Here is a 23,897-nt window from a genome sequence, read left to right as displayed (position 1 = left end):
ACAACTGTACGCTCAAGCAAACGCGGGGCCAGCATAATTGGCCCCGCGTTTGCTTTACCTAATCAATCAATCCTGCTGATTTGAGACATGCAACCCACGTAAGCGCCAGATCAGATTGCCAAGGGCAGGCCCAAAACGATCAACCCAGCGCTGGCGATCGCGTCCTTGCGCATACAATTGATGGGCGAGCTGGCGCAACTCCTGCGCATCAGCCCCAACACTCCGCGCTACTGCAGGCGAGACATCAAAACTCACGCCATCGAGGCCAAAGCTCGCCGCCACATCAATCAACCGGGTCAATGACTCATACGGCGGTTCAAGTTTCAGGTTAGCCCGCACAAAGATCTGCGCATCACGGGCGCTGGCAACGATCTGACGGAACTGCTGACGAGCGGCGAGTGACTCGAAAAGCTCTGGAGCATCAAGATCAAAGATCAGACACTCGCACCCGGCCCGCGCCATCCGCGCCAGCAACGCACGCTCCAGGTGCGCAAAGGAGGCGTGCGCCTCCCAGCTAATCCTGAGTTGGGCCTGTAACAGATAGTGCAAAAACGCATCCAACCAGGCAAGGTCAATCGTCACCGGCACATCGGTGAGCAGATAATGGCGAACACCAAACTCGTGCGAAAGGGAGCGCAACTCGGCCACAATCTGGGTGGGTATCCGCAACACAAAGGCACCGACAGCATTAAGCCCGGCAATCGCGACGCTCGTCTGCAACTCACCACCGGCGGCACGCAAGGCGTAGCGTTCAAGCGACAGCAAGTGACGAGCGGGTAAGGGCAACTGATTGCAACTGGCCGGCAAAGGCTCCTGTTTGAATTGCCCATACTGCTGATCGAACCATGTCAGTCCTTCGACACTCACCTGCCAGGCATCAAGGCCATTGCGACTCATGAGCATCCCCAGGACCTGCCCATCATGAACCTCTTGCAACGCGTGGAGGGCCACTTCAAGATCAGCCTCGTATTCGCCGGCAACAATGACCACCGTGGGCAAAAAGGAACGGAGGGGTTGAAGGGCCTCGGCGAGGGGAACATCAGGTTCAAGGGCAAGATCATAGATACGCACAATATGGCGTCGCTGTTCGAGCAGTGCCGCCAGATAAGCGAGACTGAGGGGAGGGCAGACCGAGTTAGACGCACTAGCCAGTGCAATGAGTGCCATGTTCACGCATCAACCTCGTTTCCGAGCAGGAGGATCACCTATGAACCTCAATGGATAGGCTCGCTAATTGTCTGTTCGCGGAGCACCAAGGGCAAGACAAAGGCAAAACGGCTTCCTTTGCCCTCTTCGCTTTCAACCCAGAGCCGCCCATTGTGGCCTTCGATAATCTGTTGACAGATCGAGAGCCCAAGGCCGAGATGCACGCCCTGTGTCACAGAGCGATTCTTCACCTGATAAAACCGATCAAAAATCTTCTCCTGCTCTTCAGGTGAAATGCCAATACCTGTATCACGCACATACACTTCGACATCGCGCTCGTGCACATCAACACCAACGGTAATTGTACCACCACTCGGTGTTGCTTTAATCGCATTTTCAATCAAATTCGTCACAACCTGACCAACCCGTTCTGTATCCATCAACAGTTCAGGAATCGAGGGTGGAATGTGTGCAACAATAGCCAACCCAGCCTGATCAGCCTGAAGTTGAAAACGCGCCACCGTCATCAGCAAGAGGTCAGTCAGATCAGACCAATCGGGGTGCAGCTGGAGGCGCCCGGCTTCGAGACGATTAAATTCAAGTAGTTCCGTAATCCGGCCTTTGAGTGCATCCGCCTGTTCATCAGCAAGCGCCAGAAACTCTTGTTGGAGCGCATTCAAGGCTCCGGCTTTGCCTTGCAACACAACCTTGAGGAAGCCATTGAGCGTATTGAGGGGATTGCGCAATTCATGTGATACCATCGAAATAAACTCGACCCGCTGGAGCTCCTGGATCTTCAGACTGGTCACATCATGGAGGACAAAAGCAACCGGGCACGGCCCTTCATCAGGCACGCGCACAAGCGAGGCAAAGATCTCATAGTGCAATTCATCGTCACCCTCACCAACCGTCAATTCACGGGTCAAGACGGGAACCTCGTGTTCACGAATCTCCTGGTTCAACTGATCGAGCACCTCACGCAACTTCCCTGCGTGGACATCGTTATGCTGGAGCGCCTGATACGCATGAGAATTACCCAAGAGCAAGGCCCCGTGAGCATCAACGACGAGCAACGCATCGCCAATATCACGCAGAACTGCTTCAAGCAAAAGACGTTGACGGGTCAACTGGGTATGCAAATCAGCATTATGAATCGCAATACTTGCCTGGATACTAAACGAGGTGAGATACCGTGACTCGACCGACGTAAAGAGGTGTGGTTCATCACTGACAATCGTCAAGGCACCAAGCACCTGATCATCAGGGTCAATCAAGGGCACACTGAGCGCCGACTTGATCCCAAAAGGCTGAAGGGCGAGCCACTCGGGCTCGCTGCTCGCATCACCCACCAGCAAAGACGTACGTGCCGCGATAACATGCGAGGCGAGCGCTTCAGCCCAGGCCAATTCACTTGTCAACCTAGAATCATCACTCAACAGACGGTGGTCAAAATGGTCACGCCGGGCAAGGGTCAGTGCGGTCGCCTTGACGGGCCGTGATCCAAGCATCTGGCGCAAACTATCAAGAATCTGACTCAACACCGCATCAAGGCTAAGCAAACCAGTAATGGCCCGCAAACTCTCTTCGAGCGTCTGCTGGCGGCGAATACGCGAGCGGAGATCCGTCGCAATGCCTTCGAGCTCAGCAACGTGCTCAGCGTTGGCGTAGCGATCCTGTTCCAGGCGAAGACTCACGCGTCGTGCAGTTACCATGCGTTGTTCAGTCAGTACGAGCAGCAACACCACAAAAAAGACGGAACTAGCCACAATTCCCCAGAAGGCGAGCCATTCTTCGGTCGAAAAAGCTTCCGGGCGTTGCGTCAGATAGAGGACAGCGAGATCGACTGGCCCCACCAGGGCGGGAACCAATAACGTCCAGAGGGTAATGCGGCGATAGCAGAGCGCCTTCAGCACCATCACCACATAGAGAGGAAAGATACCGAGGGTCAATGGACCAGCGGTGGCAAAGAGGAACCAGGCAAGGAAGGCATCACTGGCAACCGACACAAACAACAAGGCGAACAACGCACGTTCATGCCGCTGTTGATCAGCCTTGATAAGCCCTGCCAACAACATCAGGTTGACAACGGCATAGATCACAAGCCCGAAGGTCGTGGTCGTCTCAAGAGACATCAGGGCCAGCCACCAGGCCAGGCCCAGCACGGGGAGCGGCAACATTGCGCGCACACCGGTACGAATAGTAGCGCGTAACCAGAACGGGTCACGCGCAAGAGGTGGCTCGGTTGCCGCCATGAAATCGGCTCTCTTCCTCAAGGCTCAAATTTATAGCCCAGGTTACGCACAGTAATCACATGGCGGGGATGTTCAGGATCTTCTTCGATTTTGGTGCGTAGACGACGGATATAGACCGCAACCAGGTTGCTCTCGCCTTCATAATCATAGCCCCAGACCTTATTAAGAATCTGGGTAATGTTGAGAATGCGTCCGGAATTCTTCATCAGATAATAGAGTAATCGAAACTCAAGAGGAGTCAATTCAGTTGTGCGATTATTGGTAAAAATCACTTTATGTTCCACAGGATCAAGCGTGATTTCACCTTGACTCAGGCGTGACGAAGGGTTGAGCATATCACTGTTGCGACGCCTCAGCACTGCCTCCACCCGCGCAAGCAATTCAGATGGCTCGTAGGGTTTGACCAGATAGTCATCACCACCAATTTGCAACCCCATCACCCGATCTTGCAGCAGGGAACGACCTGAGAGAAAAATAATCGGCACATCCGAATTACGCCGGATCTGACGGCAAATCTCGAAACCATCTGATCGGGGCATCATGACATCAAGCAGGATCAGATCAGGGTTGTGCTGTTCAACAGCCTGCAAGATATTCTGCGCATCATAGACTTTATAGACCCGGTAACCCGCCTCTTCCAGCACAAAAGACGTCAACTTTACACTGGGAATATCATCATCGGCCACCAGAATATGCATGTCACCTGCTCCTTAACCGGAAACCAGCAACCCACCGCTTTACCATTGGGCCAGCAGAGGCGGGGCGACCGCCCTCGAATAACTTGCGTGTTGCTGGCGAAGGAGGGACGCCATCTCTACGTTGTGCAACTCCAGACTGGGCTGATGCGTCAGCAGACCAGTCCATCAACTGAATTGCTTCCATTGCCGCACCAGATAGTCGACAACTTGCGGTAGGATTCCCCCTGGCTCTAGTATAAACGGCTCAGCGGAGAAAATCATGTCATGGTATCCTGCTTTTGTGTATCTTAACCGACGAAGGCCACGTTTCGCAAGTACTGAAGGCCACTTGCCATCAATTTTGACCTAGATAGGGAACCCTGGCCCTGTTTTCCCCGATAAAATGCTACAATTTTCCTCTAGGTGACAAGAGTGTCACGTTTTTGCCAGGTTCCTGGTAATAGAATTGCGGTATGATACAATAGCGGGAACAAGCTTCGACGACCTACGTACACCGCAGTACGCGTCGGATGGACCCCACGGAGTCGCTCTGGAATGGACATTGGAGCGGATCAGCTGCGAAGGTCGCACGACTTCCAATACGGCGTTCACAGCCGCCCGGCTGAACCAGTGTCCACAGAAAGGACGCTGCTGTGATCGACATTGATATCGATGGTTTGAGTCTGACCGAGTTGGAACGGTTACGTGATGCGGTAAATCATCGTCTTATCCAACTTCGCTACAGTAACCGCCACACCCTCCCCGAACTGCTGCGTATGCTTGAAGAGTTGAAGACAGCACTCAACGACCAGGGCAAGCAGTGGCGCTCACTTGAACGCTGGCAGTGGATGGATGGGCAGATACGCTTCTGGTTGAATCCAACTGATCAGGTTCAGTACCAATCAGGTTGGTATACGATTGACGAGTTGATGCTCTGGTCGCGCAACAATGGCCCGGTCATGGTGCGTGAAGAAGATGACGACGAACCAGGCGAGACCTGGACAGACGTTGACGGTGTACGCATTCGCTGGCTGCCTGATGGCACGATGCAGCGTGAGTAATACAAGCGACGCGACAACTCGCATCGTGACGCGGGTTGTCGCGTAACATTATAAACCCAACCATCGCAAAAGTGGCGGCACCAACATGGCCGTCATCGCCCCGTTGAGTCCCATCGCCAGTCCCGCAAAGGCACCTGCCTCGCGGTCGACTTGCAGTGCGCGTGCAGTGCCGAGCCCGTGTGACGCCAGGCCCATCGCAAAGCCACGGATGCTCTGATCGCGACAGCGCAACAGGTCAAGCACTTCATGCCCCACGATCGCCCCCACCATGCCGGTCAGAATGACCAGCACAGCCGTGAGTGACGGCAGTCCTCCGATGGCCTCGGCAACACCCATGGCGATCGGGGTGGTGATGCTCTTGGGCGCCAGCGAACGCAACACTGGTTCGTCTAACCCGACCAGGGTGCCCATCAGCACCGCCGCAATGATCCCGGTCGCGGCACCAAGCACCAACGCTCCAAGCCCGGGCAAGAGCACCTGGCGTAGTTTGCGCTCGGCTTGATAGAGTGGCATCGCCAACGCAACGGTAGCCGGCCCGAGCAAAAAGTGAATAAACTGCGCCCCGTCAAAATAGACATCATAGGACGTATCGGTGAGCAGCAAGAGACTGACCAGCGCCACAATCGTCAGTAAGACCGGATTGAGCAACGGGGGAGCCCCAACCCGCCGTGAGAGGGCCTGCGCAACCTGATAGACCCCGATCGTCGTCACCAGCCAGAGTAGCGGCGTCTGAGCCAGGTAGACCCAGATCTCGATGATTGGTTCACCCATCGGTCTGACCTCCCCTGGCGCGTCGCTGCACCCTGACCAACCCCTGCATCGTGAGGGCCGTCACAACAAGGGTAATGAGCGTACTGACGATGACCGTCACGAGCAATTGCCACCATCCTGTGCGCAACAGATTCAGGTGTACCATCACCCCGACTCCGGCAGGCACAAAGAGCAGCGAGAGATTATTGAGCAAGGCTTCGGAGACTTTGTGGAGCGTGTCGGGCACACGACCACGAAGCTTCAGGGCACCAAAGAGGAGCAACATCCCCACGACCGGCCCGGGAATCGGCACCCCAATGGCGCGTACCAGCACCTCACCAAGCAATTGAAAAACGAGCAGGCTCAGCAGTGCATTGATCATAAGCGTTCTTCCTGTTGTTCGACGATGTTTCACTCTGCGCAGTAGCGCTTATAATACACCCTATACCGATCCCTACCGCTACCTCGCCGAGGGAAGCACAGAGGTTCACGCGAGGATATAGACTGAAGGAGTACTCGATGAAGATACGAGTCAGTGTCCTGGGAGCCACAGGAACTGTCGGCCAGCGTTTTATTCAGTTGCTTGAAGGGCATCCCTGGTTTGAGCTTGCCGCACTTGTAGGGAGCGAGCGCAGTGCCGGGCGGACCTATGCCGAGGCCACCCGCTGGGTTCTAGATGCGCCTATGCCCAGCGAGGTTGAGGGTATGACGATTTTGCCTGACGATGCCGATCTCGACACCCCACTGGTCTTCTCGGCCCTGCCCAGCAAAACAGCAGGCCGCATCGAGCAACGCCTCGCGCGAGCCGGGCATATCGTCTGTTCCAATGCCTCGGATCATCGGATGGAACCTGACGTACCTTTGCTGATTCCCGAGGTAAATCCTGAACATCTCGCGTTGATTGACGTGCAGCGCGCCCGTCGGGGTTGGTCTGGAGCAATCGTGACGAACCCAAATTGTACTGCCACTGGTCCGACGATGCTGCTGCGCCCACTCCATGACCGTTTTGGCGTCACCAAGCTCTTATTGATGAGCATGCAAGCGCTCTCGGGTGCAGGATATCCCGGCATTCCTTCCTACGATGCGATTGACAATGTGATCCCGTATATTGGCGGTGAAGAGCCAAAAGTTGAAACTGAGCCCCAGAAGATGCTGGGGGTTGTGCGTGATGGGGTTATCGTGCCGATTGCATGTACGATTTCAGCCCATTGCAATCGTGTTCCCGTACTGGAAGGCCACCTGGAATGCCTCTCGATTGGCTTTGCGCAACGTCCCGAGCTTGAAGAAGTAGTCGCGACGTTGCGCTCGTTCCGGAGTCTTCCGCAAGAACTCAACCTGCCCAGTGCGCCAGCCCAGCCCATCATTGTGCGTGATGAGCCAGACCGCCCGCAGCCACGCCGTGACCGCGATGCTGGGCGTGGGATGAGCACCACGGTGGGCCGGGTGCGCCCATGCTCGCTGCTCGATTACAAACTGGTTTGTCTCAGCCACAATACGATCCGCGGGGCTGCTGGTGGTTCACTGCTCAATGCGGAACTGATGTATGCACAGGGCCTGGTGAAGGCATGAGCATCAGAGCAACGATTGCCGACCTTACCGGGAATGTGGTGATCTATCGTGATCTAGAGGCATGTGATCTACGGCTGCCGCGGCTGGCGACGATCCGTGCATCGCTCGGCCATAGCGACGGGCCACCGCCACGCAAGCGTGATCAGGCCTATGCCGAGGTGATGCAAGCACTGGCAGATTCCGCCCAGCAGCTGCGAGGCGGGCCGACGCTGACCGCCTTTGCAGTGCTTGGCGACACCGATAATGATCGCATGCTTGCGGCCCACCTGCGCATCATTGGTTCACGGCCTGCCTATGGCTTTATCGGTGAAGATCGGCCTGTGGCCGACGAGGCGATGACCTGGCAGGGCGCTACAGCAACGGCAACCCGCTGGCATCTGATTCACCCATGGATTGCCGAACTCGAAGCACGGGGCATTGACTGGGCACGTACCGCCCTGCTGATTGATATTGACAAGACGCTCCTGGGGCCACGCGGGCGCTCAGATGGGGCGATTGATGATGCACGGGCCGAGGGAGCCCTGGTGATCGCCAGCCAACTGGTGGGCGAAACCCTCGACGTGAGCACGTTTCGCCGTTACTACAGTGAACTCTGCCGCAAAGAATGGCACAGTTATACGCTTGATAATCAGGATTACGTGGTTGCAACGGCCCTGTGGGCAACGCTCGGGGCAATTGAACTTGAGCCAATGCTTGATGCGATTCTGCACGGGACGGCACCGACCATCAGCGAGATTATCGCCGTTGCCACGCCACGCTTGCCGACGAGTCTGGCGAGCCTGCAAGTCGAATTGCAAGCCAGGGTCGCCGAGGGCGATCCAACGCCCTTCAAAGCCTTTCGGCGAGCTGAACTGACCGCAACGCTCGATCGAATGCACGATGGGCGCCTGACCCTGTGTAGTGATCTTTTTCAGGTCGGTCAGGATCTTGCCCGTCGGGGGGCACTCTGCATGGCCGCGTCAGATAAACCAGCCGAATCGGCGCTGCCCTCAGCCGAGCAAGCCGCTGCAGGGATGCTCTCGTTACATCATACCCCGGCCCTCGTGATGTAAATCTGGGGTTTGGGGGCCTGCAGCCCCCAAGAAAAAGCTTTCTTCTGGCGAAAGATGCCAGCAATGCTGGCATCTTTCGCCAGAAGAAAGCAATAAGGATAGAAACACCTATGCAACTTGCCGACCTCTACACAGCCCAAGCGCGCGAAGCATTGCCCCCGCTCTGGGGGCCTTCCCTTGAGACTGATGGGGAACCGCCGCTCTCACTGGCCTATGGACTGGCTGATCCGGCGTTGTTTCCCCAGGAAGAACTGGTTGACACAACGGCCAAGATCTTGGCTTCACATCTGAATGACGCCTTGAATTATGCGCCTGTGGCACCTGCGTTAACCACCTTGATTGCCGAGCGCCTGCACCATGAGGGCGTGCAGGCTCATGAAGACGAGATTCTCGTCGCCTACGGTTCGTCGCAGATCCTCGGGCTCTTGCCCCGGGTATTGATCGAGCCTGGTGATACCGTGCTGGTCGAGGCTCCAACCTTTATGGGGGCCGTGCGTCAATTCAAGCGTGCGGGGGCGCAGATGATCGGGCTGCCAGTTGATGCCCATGGGCTGGATGTGGAAGCCCTCGCGACCACCCTGGAAGCGCTGAAGCGCAAAAATCTTCGTCCCAAATTTCTCTATACTATTCCAACCTTCCAGAATCCAGCGGGCGTCACGTTGAGCCTGGAACGACGCCAGCGGATCGTTGAACTTGCCGCCACCTATGGGGTGCTGGTCGTAGAAGATGATGCGTATGTTGATCTACGCTTTCGTGGTGAGCCATTGCCACCGATGGCGTCGCTCGATCAGGAAGGATGGGTGCTACGCGTCGGCACGTTTTCCAAGATTCTTGCCCCAGGGCTACGCGTGGGTTGGGCACACGGCCCCCGCGAACTGATTGCGCGTCTCCAGATGTTCAAACTCGAAGGAGCGAGCAGCCCCTTCGTGACCCATCTGGTGGCCGGGTTTAGCGCCAATGGTCGGCTCGAACAACATATTGCGGATCTCTGTGCTCATTATGCAATAAAATGTGCTACGATGAGTCAGGCGCTGCGTCATCAGTTACCCGAAGCCCCCTTCATCGAGCCAGATGGGGGCTTCTTTATCTGGTTGCAGCTACCACAAGGCGTCCAGGCGAGCCAACTGGCCCCGGTTGCAATCGAGCACGGGGTTGAGATTCTGCCTGGGACACGCTGTTATACCGATGGCTCAGGCGAAGCGTATATTCGTCTGGCCTTCAGCGAGTTACCTGACAATCAGATTGAAACAGCGATCCGTCGTCTTAGCACGGCGATCAAGGTCGTACAACGACCTACAGAAGGAGGCTAGATGTCTGTCGAACAACCAGCACCGCAAAAGCCGGCCACGCGGGGCTGGATCATTGCGGTCTCGATCATTATTGGCATTCTTTTTGCCTGTGCGCTCTTGCCGCTCGGCGGGTTGGCTTTGCTGCTTGCTGCCGGCAGCAGCAACACCAGCATCGGACCAATCGCTTCACCGCCCTGGGAAGAACAACTGGTGGAAGGTTCAGGAACTGATCGCATTGTGATTATTGAGGTGAGTGGTGCCATTGGCGCAGCCGCCGACCCGTTTAGCTTGCAACTCTCGCAGGGACAACTCTTGAGCCAGATCCGCCAGGCGAGTCGGGACAATCGCGTCAAGGCAGTGGTCTTGCGCGTGGATAGCCCTGGTGGAGGCGTTGTTGCGAGTAGCGAGTTGCACGAAAAGCTACGTGACTTGCGTGACAATGGCAAGATCCTGGTTGTATCAATGGGATCAACCGCAGCCAGTGGCGGCTATTATATTAGCGCACCGGCCCACCGCATCTATGCCAATCCCGATACCCTCACGGGGAGTCTGGGGGTCATCCTTTCGACGATCAACGTCGAAGAAGCCTTTGAGAAACTCGGCTTGCGCAGCATTGTCTACAAAAGTGGCGAGCTCAAAGATATTGGTTCTTCTAACCGCGAAGCCACGCCAGAAGAGATCGCCGTGCTTCAAGCCATTGTTGACGAGGCCTACAATGGCTTTGTGCAGGTGATTGTCGAGGGGCGCGGCCTGGACGAGGCTCGGGTACGCGAACTGGCTGACGGGCGCATTTATACCGGAAACCAGGCGCTCGAGCTTGGCCTCATTGACGAACTGGGCAACCTCGACGAAGCCATCGTCGGGGCACGCGAACTCGCTAACCTCGAGACCGCGCTAGTCGTACGCTATACGCGAAGCAGTTCGTGGCGCAGCCTGCTCTTGAGTCGGCTGAGCGCCCCGCAACAGCCAATTGATCCGCTGGGCTTACGGGTTCTCACCGAACGTGAGCCAGTGAAACTAGAGTATCGCTGGGCACCCTAGATCATAACATCCTCGGGACACAAAAACACGCCAGCTTTGCTGGCGTGTTTTTGTGTCGGGGCTTGAACTTCTTAGAAGTCCATGCCGCCCATACCGCCCATACCACCCATACCACCGGGCATACCGCCGGCAGCGCTCTTCTCTTCGGGAAGGTCAGTAATGAGCGCCTCGGTCGTCAGGATCATGCCTGCAATCGAGACCGCATTCTGCACCGCACTGCGGGTCACCTTGACCGGGTCAATAATGCCCTGCTCGATCATGCTGCCATACTCACCGGTCAGCACATTGTAGCCCAGGGTCTTATCACCGGTCTCTTCCTGATAGCGGCGCACATTGGCGATAATGACCGAACCCTCTTCGCCGGCGTTGCGCGCAAGGATGCGCAGCGGCTCCTCAAGGGCACGGCGGAGGATCTGGAGGCCAACCTTTTCGTCGTCGTGAGCAACCTTGACATTATCAAGGGCCGAGACGACATTGATCAGAACGACGCCACCACCAGCAACGATACCCTCTTCGACGGCCGCACGGGTCGCGCTGAGAGCATCCTCGACGCGGTGCTTCTTCTCTTTGAGCTCGGGCTCAGTTGCGGCACCAACCTTGATGACGGCCACACCACCGGCGAGCTTCGCCAGACGCTCCTGGAGCTTCTCGCGATCGAAGTCGCTGGTCGTCGTCTCAATCTGTGCACGGATCTGGTCGATACGAGCGCGGATCGCACTCTCATCGCCACGACCCTCGACAATGGTCGTATCGTCCTTGGTTGCCACCACCTTGCGGGCGCGGCCGAGGTCATCAATCGTCGCGCTATCAAGCTTGCGCCCAACCTCTTCGGAGATCACGGTACCACCGGTCAGGATCGCGATATCCTGCAGCATCGCCTTGCGGCGGTCGCCGAAACCAGGGGCCTTGATGGCCAGGGCATTGATCGTACCGCGAAGCTTGTTGACCACCAGGGTAGCAAGCGCCTCGCCGTCAACATCCTCAGCGATAATGACAAAGTTCTTGGTAACCTGAAGCACCTTCTCGAGCACAGGCAGGACTTCCTGGATGCTGCTGATCTTCTTATCAGTAATCAGGATATAGGGATCGTCGAGTTCAGATTCCTGGCGCTCGACATTGGTCACCATATAGCCCGAGATATAGCCACGGTCGAACTGCATGCCCTCGGTGTACTCTTTCTCGAAGGCCACACCCTTGGACTCTTCGACGGTGATGACGCCGTCTTTGCCGACCTTCTCCATCACCTCGGCGATCAACTCGCCAATCTCGGTATCGGCAGCCGAGTTGGTTGCAACGTGGGCGATATCAACGCGGTCGCGAACGGGGGTCGCGCTAGCCTTGATGGCGGCAACAAGCGCCTCGGCACCACGGTCGAGACCGCGCTTGAGCAGCATCGCGTTGGCACCAGCGGCGACAACCTTGAGACCCTCGGTGACAATAGCCTGGGCCAACACCGTGGCCGTCGTCGTCCCGTCACCGGCGACATCGTTGGTCTTGGTAGCAGCCTCTTTGAGCAACTGGGCACCCATATTCTCAAAAGGATCGCTCAGTTCAATCTCTTTGGCAACCGTGACACCATCGTGGGTAACAGTAGGCGAGCCAAACTTCTTATCAATCGCCACATTGCGGCCGCGGGGCCCAAGCGTCGTCTTGACCGCATCGGCCACCATATCTACACCGCGCTTGAGCGAGCGGCGAGCCTCTTCGTTGAAATAAATCTGCTTAGCCATAATCTCGTAGTGCTCCTCAACAATTAGCCCTGGATAATGCCCAGGATATCCTTCTCTGACAGAATGAGATACTCGACCTCGTCAACTTTGAACTCGGTGCCACTATACTTGGCGAAGACTACCTTGTCGCCAGCACGGACATTCATCGGGACGAGCTTGCCACTATCATCGCGGCGGCCCTCACCCACAGCCAGAATCGTGCCTTCCATGGGGCGCTCTTTGCTGGCCGTATCGGGCAAGAAGATCCCACTCTTCGTCTTTTCCTCGCGCTCCATCGGCTTGACCACTACGCGGTCGCCGAGGGGCCGGATACGGAAATCGGTCATCGTTATCCCTCCATACTTAGTGACTTGACTAACGTGAGAAGTGTTAGCACTCATCACATACGAGTGCTAACCGTTGTGTATGATACTCAAACGGCGGGATTTTGTCAAGGGGTATTTTAGCACTCTTTTGTTTTGAGTGCCAGGATGGTGGGTTCCGGTTCATGTACGTAGCAACCCGCCAGCTAAACTGGCGGGTTGCTACGTACATGAACTTCGCCTCAATTACGGGCGGTACGCACCCAGGCTTTTGGACCGGCCCCGAAGAGCACGCGCAGGTAGAGCAAGATCTTCCAGACGACCAACCCTGGCGCATAGAGGAGGGCCTGATAGAGCTTGGGCGAAGCACCCGTCATGGCGAGGCCTGTCAGGACATAGACGGCCTGCCCGCCGATCAGCGCAGTGCCAATGATCACCGCCGGACGGCTGCGCAGCACAACACCGGCCCCAAGCGCAGCGGCGCTGGCCCCTGCCAACACCGAAAAGGGCGGGATCAGTTGCTCCATCGCGGCATCAAAGAGCATAAAATCGCGGCGCTGAAGCGACTCACGCAAAAGACGAGGGACAAAACGGCGCACCATCTCGACCCGCCCTCGTTCCCAGCGTGCGTGCTGTGAATCGGCGGCCTTGAGCGTATTCGGCATCTCGGCCCAGACCACGGCATCGGGGGCAAACATAGTCCGCTCACCATCAAGGATGAGCTCCATATGATATTCAATATCCTCCGTCAGGCCACCAGTAAACGGCTGACAGCGGACGATATCGGTAGCGAAGACCATGCCATTGCCTTTGAGACCAGTCGAACCACCGAGCACCATACGCCCCTGGGGGCGCAGAAAATGCAAAACAATCAACGCCACCGCACGCAGGGAAGTACTCCACGAACTTTCGGCATTCCGGACGGCATAATAGGACTGGATGACGCGTTCGCCACGGGCAAAACGAGCATCCATGACCCGCAAGAAATTGGGTGAGACAATCGTATCGGCATCGAGGATGACGACGCCATCATAGGTTTCATCGCGGGCTGCGATCTGTTCAACCAACCAATTGAGTGCATAACCCTTGCCACGGAGCGTCTGATCGTGGCGTTCGTAGACAACGGCCCCAGCGGATCGCGCCACCTCGGCGGTACGGTCGGTGCAATTATCGGCAACGACAAAAAACTGGCGCAATGCGTGCGGATAATCGAGTTGCTGAAGGCTCGCGAGCACCTCGGGCAGCAACTGCTCTTCATTATGGGCAGGGATCAAAAAAGCGAAACGGTGGCGTGGGGCACCACCATATTGCGGGGTCGAGCGCGGCGCAAAGAACGCCGCGGCGGTCAACAAGAGCAAATAGGCCACAAGCACGGCCAGGATCAGATCAGACGCGAGCAAACCGGCGCGGAGGAGAGTGAAGACGATATCCATGCCAGAACCTGCTTTGTTTGATCAACTCTTCACAGGCGAAACCGCACCTGCGGCACCTGTGGCACCAGGATCAGAGAGTGACGATGAACTGACCCGCATGTTACTGGATGAGCGATGCTGGATCAGTGGAACCATCGCAAGCGTGGGCGCATTCAACCCATACTGCACATCTGTGGGAAAGTAGAGCCCGCGATCAAAGAGCATCAGCAAGGCAATATGCGCCAGGATCAGGAAGAAACCACCTGCCAGGAAACCACCAAACACAAAGATGGCCCGTCGCAGCAGTGAAGGCGGCTGAGTAGGAATCGCGGGCGAGTCAATCACCAGATAGCGTTGCAAGGCCTCGCTATTCACTTTAGCGAGCGACAGGCGGGCATTCTCTTCCTTATCTTTCGCATCGGCCAGTCGATTTGCCGCCTGAGCAACTAGCGACTGCAGCCGATTTATTTCAAAGACCTCCTCAGACGGACGTGCGCCGCGGATCGGGTCAGGATACAGCATCAGATAGTCAAACAAGGACCGTTCCGCCCGAGCAAGATCTTCTTCATAACGAACGATGAGATCCGCAAAGAAGTCGCGCGCCACTTCGCTATCAGTACGCTCAAAGGTCAAGCGCCAGTCGACATAGGCATTCATGGTTTCATTGACCATCTGTTGCGCAAGCACGGGATCAGGATGCGTTGCGACAAAGACGACAATATTCACACCTTCGGCCATCACCATCATTGCGTCACGATAATCACGCAGCGCACGTTCACGAAAACGGCCTTCAGCAAGCACATTATTGCGCAGGGAAGTCTCTTTGAGCACATCACTCGCAAACGAGTCGGTATAGATCAGCGAGACCACCTCCGAGAGCGTCGCCTGTGAGGGACTGGTATATTGCGTCACCTGGGTAACATCAGAAAGCGACGTCAGCAACGAGTCACGCTGCACATAGACGGTACCGCGCACCTGATAATTCGGTGGGATCAAGAAGAAGATCGCCGGAGCGGCAAGCAAAGCAGCGCCCAAAATCAATATATAGAGGCGATAGTTACGGAAAATTGTTTCAAGAAAACGCAAGGTGATTAGACGCAGCATACGCTCAATCCTCGTTCAAAATCTGTCACTGGTTCCATTCATATCATATCACTATACCAGATCGCTATGTACACCGGGTTGCAAAGCACGACATGCTTGTTAAAAAGTTTGTCATTCAGACAACAAAAGGTGCGTATCTGTCACCATGCGACTCGCGCTTGAGGTACACTAATGATAATATACAAGCTAGGCTGTGACAACCAGCAAGCTTTCTTGTTTTGACTATAGCAGTCCTAACTCTGTGGTCATCGTTCGGAGTTCGTGTATGCCTTTCAGATTGCTCTTTTTGTTAACGTTGGCCCTGTTTCTGGGGGCATGTGCGGTAGCCACCCCCCCACCGCCACCGCTACCCACCGAGACGCCAGCCGCCGGTGGGACTGAGACCGCACCGCCACCCACCGCACCCACACCCACACCCAGCGTCGCCGAACCAGAACGGACCCTCTACACCGTGCGCCGTGGCGAGATCGTCAACGAACTGGCCCTTGAAGGTAGGGTTGTTCAGGTTCAACAGGGGCAGTCCTTTACCGAGGAGGGGGTACTCAAAGCGATTTTTGTTCAGGTAGGAGATATGGTTACGCAAGGCCAGTTGCTGGCTGAACTCGACACGCGTGACCTGAATGCCCAGTTGAGCCAGGCTCGTGCGGTGTACGAGCAGGATCGCATTGCGCTTGAGCGTGCGCGGGCCAATGCGCAAACGCAGGTGCGCCAGGCCCAGGTTAATGTTGATGCGGCCCGTTCTGAATTAGCCCGCGCTCGGCGTGGGGCCAGGCCCGATGAGATTTCACGGGCCCGCGCAACCGTGCGGCAAGCCGAGGCCGATCTCGCCAATGTGCGTAATGAGGCCTCCCAAGTCAAGAATCAGGCCCTCCGCGAAATGGAGACGGCGGTCGAACGCCTGACGTTTGTCCAGGAGCGTTTTGCCGAGACGCAGATCGAGTTTGAGAAGAATCCGAATGAGACCACCCGCAACGCTTTCCTCCAGGCCCGCGAAGATCTGCGGGTGGCCGAAGATGAAGTGCGCCGGGCCCGCATTGCCTACGATACATCCCTGTCGAATGAAGTCGCCCTGGTGACTCGCGCCGAGGCTGTGGTGGCGGCGACCCAGGCTGACGTTGATCGTTTGCTGGCGGGACCAGATCCCTTTGATGTTGCCCAGGCTGAACAGGCGGTCGCACGCGCCCAGATTGATCTCGAGGCGGCTCGTCAACAGGCCCAGGCTGATCCCGAACTTGCCAAGCAAATTGCGCGCAGCCAGGCCGAAGTGACCCGGCTGGAACAGCAGATCGAAAGTCGTCGCCTGATTGCGACGATGGCCGGTCAGGTAGTGGCCTTAGAAGCCGAGCCAGGGATCGCCGTGCGTGCCGCCAGTCCAGTGATTATGTTGGCGAATAATGACCGCCGCGAGATCCTTGTTGAAGAACCAGTTGGCCTCGATCCGCTTGGCACGACAACCCGCTTGTTGCCTGGGCAAGTGGTAGCGGTTGAGTTTGTCCGGTATCCCGGCCAGGTCTTTCCAGGAGTTGTGACACGGGTGCCCGGTCGCCTCCCAACGAGTGATGCCTTCTTGAGTAGTGAATATGCCATTAGCTACGAAGCACCCGGGCTTGAACTGAGCGTCGGTGATCTTGCTGAGGTGACGATTGTGCTCGGGCGCGTTGCCAATGCGCTCTGGTTGCCACCTGAAGCAGTGATTGTCACACGGGACCGCTCCTTCGTGAATAAAGTTGATGGTGATACCGAACAGCGCCTTGAGATTGTCACAGGCATTGTCACCCCCAATCAAGTCGAGATTCTCCGCGGTCTTGTCGAAGGGGATGTTGTAGCTGGCGAAGTATTGCCGCGCTAACACCAATTCCTTTGGTATAACCAGCGCACGCATCCAAAAGAGCCAGCAATGCTGGCTCTTTTGGATGCGTGCGCTATCGTAAGTTTCAATCAAGGTCGGATATCGATCTGTAATAAACTTATCGAGTATGGGGCAAACGTGTAGATAAAGCGACTGCTCACCCCGGTCAACTCAGTTGGCGGCGCATCACTCAGATCGTTCGCGGGATCAGCAACCCCATTCCAGCGCACCTGCATTGCCTCGAGTGAGTCGGCTGCCGCCACATCAACCCGACCCCCAGTCACATCAGCCACACCATCAAGGGCAATCAACGCACGCTGGGCCTGACCTTGCTTGTTGATGACCAACAGCGTGAGAGTGTTCTCATCCTTGCGTCCGGCATAGACACTGAGCGTTGTCGCCGGATCAAACGACGACTCGATGGGCAACAGCGTGTTCCCAAAGTTCGTCCAGAGCGGGAAGACATAGTACTGTGGGTAGCGTTCGAGGCTGCCCGCATCAAGCAGGCCATAATTGCCAAAGCTATCGGTCTCACCATTGGCAAGGTTCCACTGGTTACCCATTGCCACACCATGCACGGCCATCTGCCCGATAGTATCAGCCAGATGGAGCATATTGATCGCCCGCGTCATCCAGCGTTCGCTATCAAAATCCTGGAACGAGAAGAGATTGTATTCGGTGACGGCAATCGGAACACGGCGGCCACCGGCATAGCGGTCGAAGGACGCGTGGACATCAGCGACGATCGCCTGCCAGGTCTGTTGGGGTTCAGCGAGCGGTTCCTGAATCGAGCGTGGCGGTTCATAGTAGGGATATTGATGGACAACATAGAAATCCATCACGTCACCCGCCGCCGCAATCACATCATTGCCCCAGTTATTCCAATCATCCTGGAACGGGACGCCAACCGCCCCGACGAGGATCGTAGGATCAACGGCCTGCATCGCATTGCGAAAATCAAGGAAGCCCTCGTCACGCGCAGCGCCTTCACCACGGCCCAGCACATACTCGGTGCCATCACAGGTCCAGCCACCCTCTTCCCAGCCCCAGGGGGTGCAGCCTTTGCCAACATCTTCTTTCCCGCCATAGATTTCATTGCCGATTTCCCAGAGCGTGATCGGCACCGGTTCGGGATAGCCAAGGTCAGCGCGGAGTTGCGCCCAGTGGCCGACGGTCTTCCAATCGCGGCCACGGCGATCGACACCGATTTCACGCGAATCATCGGGCATAGCGTTAAAGAAGGCCACCAGCGCGGCAGCTTCCTGGGACGTGCCATTAAAATTGATCGTCCACATCCCTTCCTGATCAACGCGGGTCAACAGTTCAAGGAAATGAATCGGCTGCGCGGCCCAGGTCCAGTAACAGTTCGCCTCGTCACCGAGCTGGCAACCCAACCAATCATAGTGATTACTCCAACTGCCGCCGGGCATCCGGATCACCGTTGTCCCTGCGGTGATTGTGCGTTCGATCAAGGTCGGATCAGCCAAGCCATTTGGATTAAGCCAGGCAGGCACATTGGTTCCAAAGAGGCGCGCATCGATCGCCTGCCCGGAGGCGGTTGCATCAAGTTGAAGCGTGCCCTCGTACTCAACAGGCGAAGGGGCGGGCGATGCTTCTGAGGGTAGCGCCGGCTCTGACGGCGCGAGCGGCGTTGGCGACGCATCAACAGGGCGAGGCGTGGGCACAACCTGAGCAGTTTGGCTGCCACAAGCTTGCAAAGCAAGCAGACTGCTCAACAGCAGCACGCCCAACAACCAGATCGATCTATATTTCATAAAAAACCCTTTCGATAGAGCGAGCTACGAACGGCGCAATAACAGCACCACTCGATCAACATAAAAGGTCTTGACATAGGATGCATCATTCATTAGCACAAGACCAGTCACATAGGTATAGTCTACCTGATCGTAACCATCGAGCCAGACCTCAATTTCAGCCCATTCGCCAGGCTCGAGGGCCCGGCGCAAGCCAAACTGGCTCAAGCCAAGTTCAGGAAAGACCAGCGTCTGATCGGCGCCACGTTCAGGCAAGCGCACCGACGTATCGCCCTGAACATGGTAGGGATAGCGATTGCTCCCCGTCACCCGAACAATGAGGCTATCAGGCTCAAGGACATTGGCCCCACCGCTGACATAAAAGCGCATCCCAAGCACCTCAGCGCGAGGATAGGTGCCACCCTGAGGGCCATTGGCAAAGAAGAGGCCACGGAAGCCATATTGCAACGGCGTCACCTGGAGCGCAGCACGGCCCGAGGCTGCAAACTGATTTTGCAGTTGAATCTGCATATTCCAGCTCTCGCTGACGCCCCAACCGGGGGCGAATTGATCATCAAAGATAGCAAACTCGGTCAAAAACTGACTGGAGGCATCACGGCGCGCCTCGGCCTGGCGGGTCGCCATCTCACGGGGCGAATCAGTAACAACCCGGGTAGGACGAGGCGCCGCCGTTGGGAAGAGCGCCGGCGGGATCGTTGGCACCTGGCCAGTAAAGAGCGGAGCGATCGTCGCGGTTGGACGGGGCGACGGATCCGTCGTCGAAGCAGACGACCCACAACCACCAAGCGCAACGAGGAACACCAACATCAACACAACGAAGGAACGCATCGTGATCCTCACCTCAAAGTTGCTGCAGGCCAGGGGGAGGCTGAGGCACCGGTTGCCAGGGCCAGCGTTGCGATGGCACCACAACGGGATGAGCAACAATGCGATCAAACACACTGATCAAGCCCAACATTGCCCCCAGATAGACCATACTCTGGGGCTGCCAGGCTATATCAAGGTAGGTAAAGAGCACATGCATCAACACATAACTAAAGGCAACAAAAGCAAAGGCTCTCATCTCACCAGGTGGTGCTTGAAACAGGCGGCGTGCCCCCAGGGCAAGCGAAACTCCAATCAACATCATCATGGCAAAAAAACCGCCCAAGCCCGTCTGCACCCAGATCCAGAGGATCGAATTATGGGGAATATAATCAGCCCAGATAAAAAAGCTAATATCAGCCATAGGAAAAGGCTTATAGAACGCATGACCAAAACCAATCCCCAGCAACGGGGCCTGACGGATCGTATACAAAAGATTATCATTCTCAAGATCGCGATAGAGGTTCGACGAAGAATCGCGGGTATCAGGGGGAGGGTCAACCTCGGCCCGGATCATCTGCGCCAGAGCACCTGGAGCCGACTGAACATTCCAGAACGCAACGAGATAGGTACCAAAGAGCAAGCCGGGGATCAAGACAAAGATCAGAAAGATGCGACGATGAAACCAGAAGAGCACCAGCGCAAAGACAATGAGCGCAACAGCCAGAACAAGATACCCGGCACGACGTTGATTCCCAATATACGCAACCAGCAAAAACGGCAAGAGCAAGAGCGTATACCAGAGCATCGGGCGGGTCACTGGCTCGGCACGGGCCAGAAAAATCAACATCGCCGCCAACAAAAAGATCGTATTCCACTGAATCGACAAAGGATGCTCGGCAATTTCATTCAACTCAGCATAAGCCCAATTGAGTTGTATCGCGACAAAATAGAAACCATAGAGCGCATTAAACGTCAGGCCCAACAGCACACTCCAGAAGAGAACACGGACATGTTCGCGGGTCTCGATATACTGGCTCACCATCAAGATCATGATGGGCAGATAAAACATCGAGCGAATCGACCAGAGCGCAATCGTCGTATCACCACTACGAAAGATCCCATAGGCAAAGCCCAGGGCAACAAACGCGACAAAGATCAGCGTCCAGAAGATGATCGGGCTAAAGGGCATGGTGAAACGCCGGGTTGCGAGCAAACGCAGAAACCAGCTCAGCACCAGTAGCGCGAGCAAGATCTCGAGGGGGCTAAAACTGGCAATCCGACCAAGATACATGATCGATTCGGGACTCGAGAGATTTTTACTCATCGGGTACCACGGCAACAAGACCCCATCTGCGGCAACAGTGAAGCCAACGATCAGATAGACCCCATAGCGCGGGTTATAGAAAATGGCGCCCACGACCATCATAAAGATGAGCCAGGCCAGGGCCGCCGGCCCAGGCCCAAGCAGAAAGAAAGCCAGGGCAACCAGCAGACTAAAGCCAAGCCCTGCCAGCGACAAAAGCACATGCTTGCGTCGCGCATAGGCGAGTTGTTGTCCAAGGGTCGAGATCCGCTGCATCAACGGCATCGTCGTCGGCAACGAAACAGATGGATTATGCTGGGTCATACGCGTTAGAAAAAATACAAACGAACCATAAAAAGCACAACGATCAATGCGAGCAGAAGTTGGGTATAGATAAATGGCTTCTTGCGTAAAAGAATGCCGATCATGCTAAAAATGAGCATCAAGGCAATAAACTGCGTCATGGATCTACTCCTGCGGCAAGAGGCCCAAAATCCAATCAGGGGTAGACAGATTGACTTGATTCAAGACGACACCGAGCACGGGCATATGCTTGACCTCATCGAGGGCAAGCTTGACCGTATTGATCGGGGTCACCCCATGGCGCACCACCACACAGGCCGCCTCGGCCAGCGACGTCAACGCGAGCGTATCACTACTCGTAGCCACAGCCGGCACATCAATGAACAGATAATCGAACTGTTCTGCCAGCGCGGCAAACACCGCTTTGAGCTCACTACTACGGGCAACAGCGGAACGTGCATCGGGGGCCACAAAACCAGCCGGGAGAAGCCACAGATTAGCACGGTCAGTCGGCACAAGGGCCTTTTCGAGCGCCAGTGTACCCTGTACGACCGCCCCGAGGCCCAGATCATCAGGGCCAGACAGCGGCTCCATCGTGGCGGCAGCTTTGCGCTGCTTGCGTTTCCCCCCCGTACGCAGGGCAGGCGGCTGCCCCGCAAGATACTGATGCATCCCGGGGTGCCACCAGTTCACCTCTACGGCACAGACACGGGCCTCGACATCATGGGCAAGCGTTGTCGCCATAGCAAGCGTAAGATAGGTCACACCCTCTTGTTGCAGTGCCGAGATACAGGCAATACTGCGGGGAAGCGTGGACTGATACATCAACGTCGTCAACATGCGCCGCATACTCGTCACTACTTCTCCAGAGAAGGCGAGCATACCTTTGCCATCAGCCGTACTCAACATCAGTTCATATTCAACACCATCGACTGGCATACGCTCTTTACGTCGTGACAACATAGACGATCTCCCATTCTCTGACTAATTGACCGTATCAGCACCAGGCTTACGCAGGCGAAAAACTGCACTGCGGACAAAATCGATCACCATCTGTAAATCATCTGGAGCAATGACCCGCAGCAGAACAATCAAGGTCGGGTAGACAATCGCCCCGATCAAGATAGGGATGGCGAGAAACAGATCACGAAACGGCCAGACACACAGGAGCATGATCAGAGCCACCGCAACCACCTTGAGCGAATGAATAATTGTCTTGCCATCAAGGGTTCCGCGAGGAACGAGGAACCAGCCGGCCACCACCTGACCGACCTGGGTCACTAGGAAACTGAAAGCCCCACCGATTGCCCCGATCCCAAAAACACGCTGGCTCCAGGGTACAAAAAGAAAATTGAGCGGCACAATCATGAGAGCCGTCACAATCATCACCATCGTCCAGATATGCTGGCGATCAATCGAGACGAAATACTGCCCAAAGAGCGTATTGAGATACATAAAAATAACCGCAAACCCGAGCACCTGAAGAATATCACCACTGGGAGCAAATTCAGCCCCAAAGAGCAGATGAATAAACTGATCAGCAACAGCAAAGACACCAAAACCAATCGGGACACTGAGCATCAAGATGAGGGAAAGGCTCCGACGCAGCAGGGCGGGCATGCCTTCCGGGTTAGTTTTATGGGCACGGGCCATCGGCGGAAACGTGACCGTATTGAAAATAACGGCCCCAAAGAGCAACGCGCCAAAAATCTGCATCGAAGCGCCGTACCAACCCACCTCAGTTGCATCCAATTGGATGGAAAGCGTCTGGATCGACAGTTCATCATACGCAACCATGCCAAAAATGGTAGCGACATAGGGCAGACTCAGGGTCAAAATCGTACGGCTCGCCGCAAGGCGCACCCGCGGCGTCAATTGATGATAGCGATAGAGAAAATAGGCTTGCATCAAGAACATCAGCAAGGCAGTCGTCGTCATCACCATTGCCACAGCCAGTTCACGAAAACCGAGCATCAGCACGGTGATCCCCAAGACCATATGAGCAAACTTGCTGACAATCTCTGACAACGAGATATACTCCATCGTCTCAAGCCCCTGCAGGGCCGCTGAACTGGCGCTGGAGAGTTGAAACAGGAAGGCCATGAGCCCAACCACCTGGATCAACAAGATAATGTCAGGCGTAAACTTGAGGGCAACACTATACCAATAGACGAGGCCCACACTGATCACATAAAAGACGAATCTGATGAAATACGAGGTGCCAAGCAACTCGGCGGCACGGTCACGATCACGGGCAATCTCTTTAGCGAGGAGGATGTCCATCCCAAAGCCAATAAAGACCCCCATAATTGACCAGATCGACATCGCGATCACGATATGCCCTGAACCTTCCGGCCCAAGAAAACGCCGCATGATGATCGAGAAGACGAGGGTAAGCATCCAGGTGATCAACTGTGATGCGAGCATGACCCGGGCATTTTTGAAGATGACTTCCTTGGAATGCGACATTGAGAA

General features: G+C 55.9%; 21 protein-coding genes. 6 read left to right on the top strand and 15 right to left on the bottom strand.

The window, feature by feature from the left end; all coding sequences use genetic code 11:
• Positions 1-66: 66 nt before the first annotated feature.
• Genes A9Q02_RS22380 through A9Q02_RS22370 form a run of 3 tightly spaced genes read right to left on the bottom strand, consistent with a single transcriptional unit; the run spans position 67 to position 4,096 of the window.
• Positions 67-1,167: a radical SAM protein gene (locus A9Q02_RS22380; RefSeq protein ID WP_097655302.1), complete on the bottom strand. Its 1,101-nt coding sequence runs from the start codon at positions 1,165-1,167 to the stop codon at positions 67-69.
• A gap of 47 nt (positions 1,168-1,214) precedes the next feature.
• On the bottom strand, positions 1,215-3,398 hold the full coding sequence (locus A9Q02_RS22375; protein WP_097655301.1) for an ATP-binding protein: 2,184 nt from the start codon (positions 3,396-3,398) through the stop codon (positions 1,215-1,217).
• Between the two features lie 17 nt (positions 3,399-3,415).
• Positions 3,416-4,096 (bottom strand): response regulator transcription factor, encoded by a 681-nt coding sequence (locus A9Q02_RS22370; protein ID WP_097655300.1) that lies wholly within the window; start codon positions 4,094-4,096, stop codon positions 3,416-3,418.
• A gap of 632 nt (positions 4,097-4,728) precedes the next feature.
• Between A9Q02_RS22370 and A9Q02_RS22365 the strand changes: the two genes are divergently transcribed.
• Positions 4,729-5,136, top strand: a complete 408-nt coding sequence (locus tag A9Q02_RS22365; protein ID WP_097655299.1) for a hypothetical protein — start codon at positions 4,729-4,731, stop codon at positions 5,134-5,136.
• A gap of 48 nt (positions 5,137-5,184) precedes the next feature.
• Here the strand turns inward: A9Q02_RS22365 and A9Q02_RS22360 are convergent, their stop codons facing one another.
• Both A9Q02_RS22360 and A9Q02_RS22355 read right to left on the bottom strand, forming a co-directional pair.
• Complete coding sequence (locus tag A9Q02_RS22360; protein WP_097655298.1) at positions 5,185-5,907, bottom strand: LrgB family protein; 723 nt, start codon at positions 5,905-5,907, stop codon at positions 5,185-5,187.
• Positions 5,900-6,268 carry a CidA/LrgA family protein gene (locus A9Q02_RS22355; protein WP_097655297.1) on the bottom strand — a complete coding sequence of 123 codons (369 nt, stop codon included), beginning with the start codon at positions 6,266-6,268 and terminating at the stop codon, positions 5,900-5,902. Before A9Q02_RS22355 ends, A9Q02_RS22360 begins: the two co-directional genes overlap by 8 nt.
• Before the next feature lie 137 nt (positions 6,269-6,405).
• Here A9Q02_RS22355 and asd point away from each other — a divergent pair, with 137 nt between their 5' ends.
• The 4 genes from asd to sppA all read left to right on the top strand — a co-directional run bounded on the left by asd (position 6,406) and on the right by sppA (position 10,837).
• Complete coding sequence (gene asd, locus A9Q02_RS22350; protein WP_097655296.1) at positions 6,406-7,455, top strand: aspartate-semialdehyde dehydrogenase; 1,050 nt, start codon at positions 6,406-6,408, stop codon at positions 7,453-7,455.
• The gene (locus A9Q02_RS22345) at positions 7,452-8,507 is read left to right on the top strand and encodes a hypothetical protein (protein WP_097655295.1); all 1,056 of its coding nucleotides are present in this window, start codon (positions 7,452-7,454) and stop codon (positions 8,505-8,507) included. The genes asd and A9Q02_RS22345 overlap by 4 nt, the downstream gene beginning before the upstream one ends.
• A 110-nt stretch (positions 8,508-8,617) precedes the next feature.
• The gene (locus A9Q02_RS22340) at positions 8,618-9,817 is read left to right on the top strand and encodes an aminotransferase-like domain-containing protein (RefSeq protein ID WP_097655294.1); all 1,200 of its coding nucleotides are present in this window, start codon (positions 8,618-8,620) and stop codon (positions 9,815-9,817) included.
• Positions 9,818-10,837, top strand: a complete 1,020-nt coding sequence (gene sppA, locus A9Q02_RS22335) for a signal peptide peptidase SppA (protein WP_097655293.1) — start codon at positions 9,818-9,820, stop codon at positions 10,835-10,837.
• 71 nt (positions 10,838-10,908) lie between these two features.
• On the opposite strand, the gene groL is transcribed toward sppA, so the two are convergent.
• The 4 genes from groL to A9Q02_RS22315 all read right to left on the bottom strand — a co-directional run bounded on the left by groL (position 10,909) and on the right by A9Q02_RS22315 (position 15,385).
• Positions 10,909-12,567, bottom strand: a complete 1,659-nt coding sequence (groL, locus tag A9Q02_RS22330) for a chaperonin GroEL (protein ID WP_097655292.1) — start codon at positions 12,565-12,567, stop codon at positions 10,909-10,911.
• Between the two features lie 23 nt (positions 12,568-12,590).
• Entirely contained in the window at positions 12,591-12,893 is a 303-nt protein-coding gene (groES, locus tag A9Q02_RS22325) for a co-chaperone GroES (RefSeq protein ID WP_097655291.1), read from the bottom strand.
• A gap of 218 nt (positions 12,894-13,111) precedes the next feature.
• Positions 13,112-14,302, bottom strand: coding sequence for a glycosyltransferase family 2 protein (locus A9Q02_RS22320; protein WP_097655290.1), 1,191 nt, complete (start codon positions 14,300-14,302; stop codon positions 13,112-13,114).
• Positions 14,303-14,323: 21 nt separating this feature from the next.
• Positions 14,324-15,385, bottom strand: a complete 1,062-nt coding sequence (locus A9Q02_RS22315; protein ID WP_097655289.1) for a GumC domain-containing protein — start codon at positions 15,383-15,385, stop codon at positions 14,324-14,326.
• 265 nt (positions 15,386-15,650) lie between these two features.
• Between A9Q02_RS22315 and A9Q02_RS22310 the strand changes: the two genes are divergently transcribed.
• The gene (locus tag A9Q02_RS22310) at positions 15,651-17,234 is read left to right on the top strand and encodes a biotin/lipoyl-binding protein (RefSeq protein WP_097655288.1); all 1,584 of its coding nucleotides are present in this window, start codon (positions 15,651-15,653) and stop codon (positions 17,232-17,234) included.
• 89 nt (positions 17,235-17,323) lie between these two features.
• On the opposite strand, the gene A9Q02_RS22305 is transcribed toward A9Q02_RS22310, so the two are convergent.
• The 6 genes from A9Q02_RS22305 to A9Q02_RS22285 are packed head-to-tail and all read right to left on the bottom strand — an operon-like array spanning position 17,324 to position 23,891.
• The gene (locus A9Q02_RS22305; protein WP_097655287.1) at positions 17,324-19,009 is read right to left on the bottom strand and encodes an alpha-L-arabinofuranosidase; all 1,686 of its coding nucleotides are present in this window, start codon (positions 19,007-19,009) and stop codon (positions 17,324-17,326) included.
• Between the two features lie 24 nt (positions 19,010-19,033).
• The gene (locus A9Q02_RS22300) at positions 19,034-19,837 is read right to left on the bottom strand and encodes a hypothetical protein (protein WP_097655286.1); all 804 of its coding nucleotides are present in this window, start codon (positions 19,835-19,837) and stop codon (positions 19,034-19,036) included.
• 13 nt (positions 19,838-19,850) lie between these two features.
• Positions 19,851-21,443, bottom strand: a complete 1,593-nt coding sequence (locus tag A9Q02_RS22295) for an O-antigen ligase family protein (protein ID WP_097655285.1) — start codon at positions 21,441-21,443, stop codon at positions 19,851-19,853.
• A 5-nt stretch (positions 21,444-21,448) separates the two neighbouring features.
• Positions 21,449-21,583, bottom strand: coding sequence for a hypothetical protein (locus tag A9Q02_RS25105; RefSeq protein WP_281256948.1), 135 nt, complete (start codon positions 21,581-21,583; stop codon positions 21,449-21,451).
• 4 nt (positions 21,584-21,587) lie between these two features.
• Positions 21,588-22,385 carry a CpsD/CapB family tyrosine-protein kinase gene (locus A9Q02_RS22290; RefSeq protein WP_141509133.1) on the bottom strand — a complete coding sequence of 266 codons (798 nt, stop codon included), beginning with the start codon at positions 22,383-22,385 and terminating at the stop codon, positions 21,588-21,590.
• A 21-nt stretch (positions 22,386-22,406) separates the two neighbouring features.
• A complete protein-coding gene (locus tag A9Q02_RS22285; protein ID WP_097655283.1) occupies positions 22,407-23,891 on the bottom strand; it encodes a flippase in 1,485 nt (494 codons plus the stop codon).
• Positions 23,892-23,897: the final 6 nt, after the last annotated feature.

It is taken from the genome of Candidatus Chloroploca asiatica, from assembly GCF_002532075.1.
Classification (GTDB): domain Bacteria; phylum Chloroflexota; class Chloroflexia; order Chloroflexales; family Chloroflexaceae; genus Chloroploca; species Chloroploca asiatica.
Note: the sequence above shows the minus strand (reverse complement) of the source record. Positions and strands in the feature narration are given on the sequence as shown.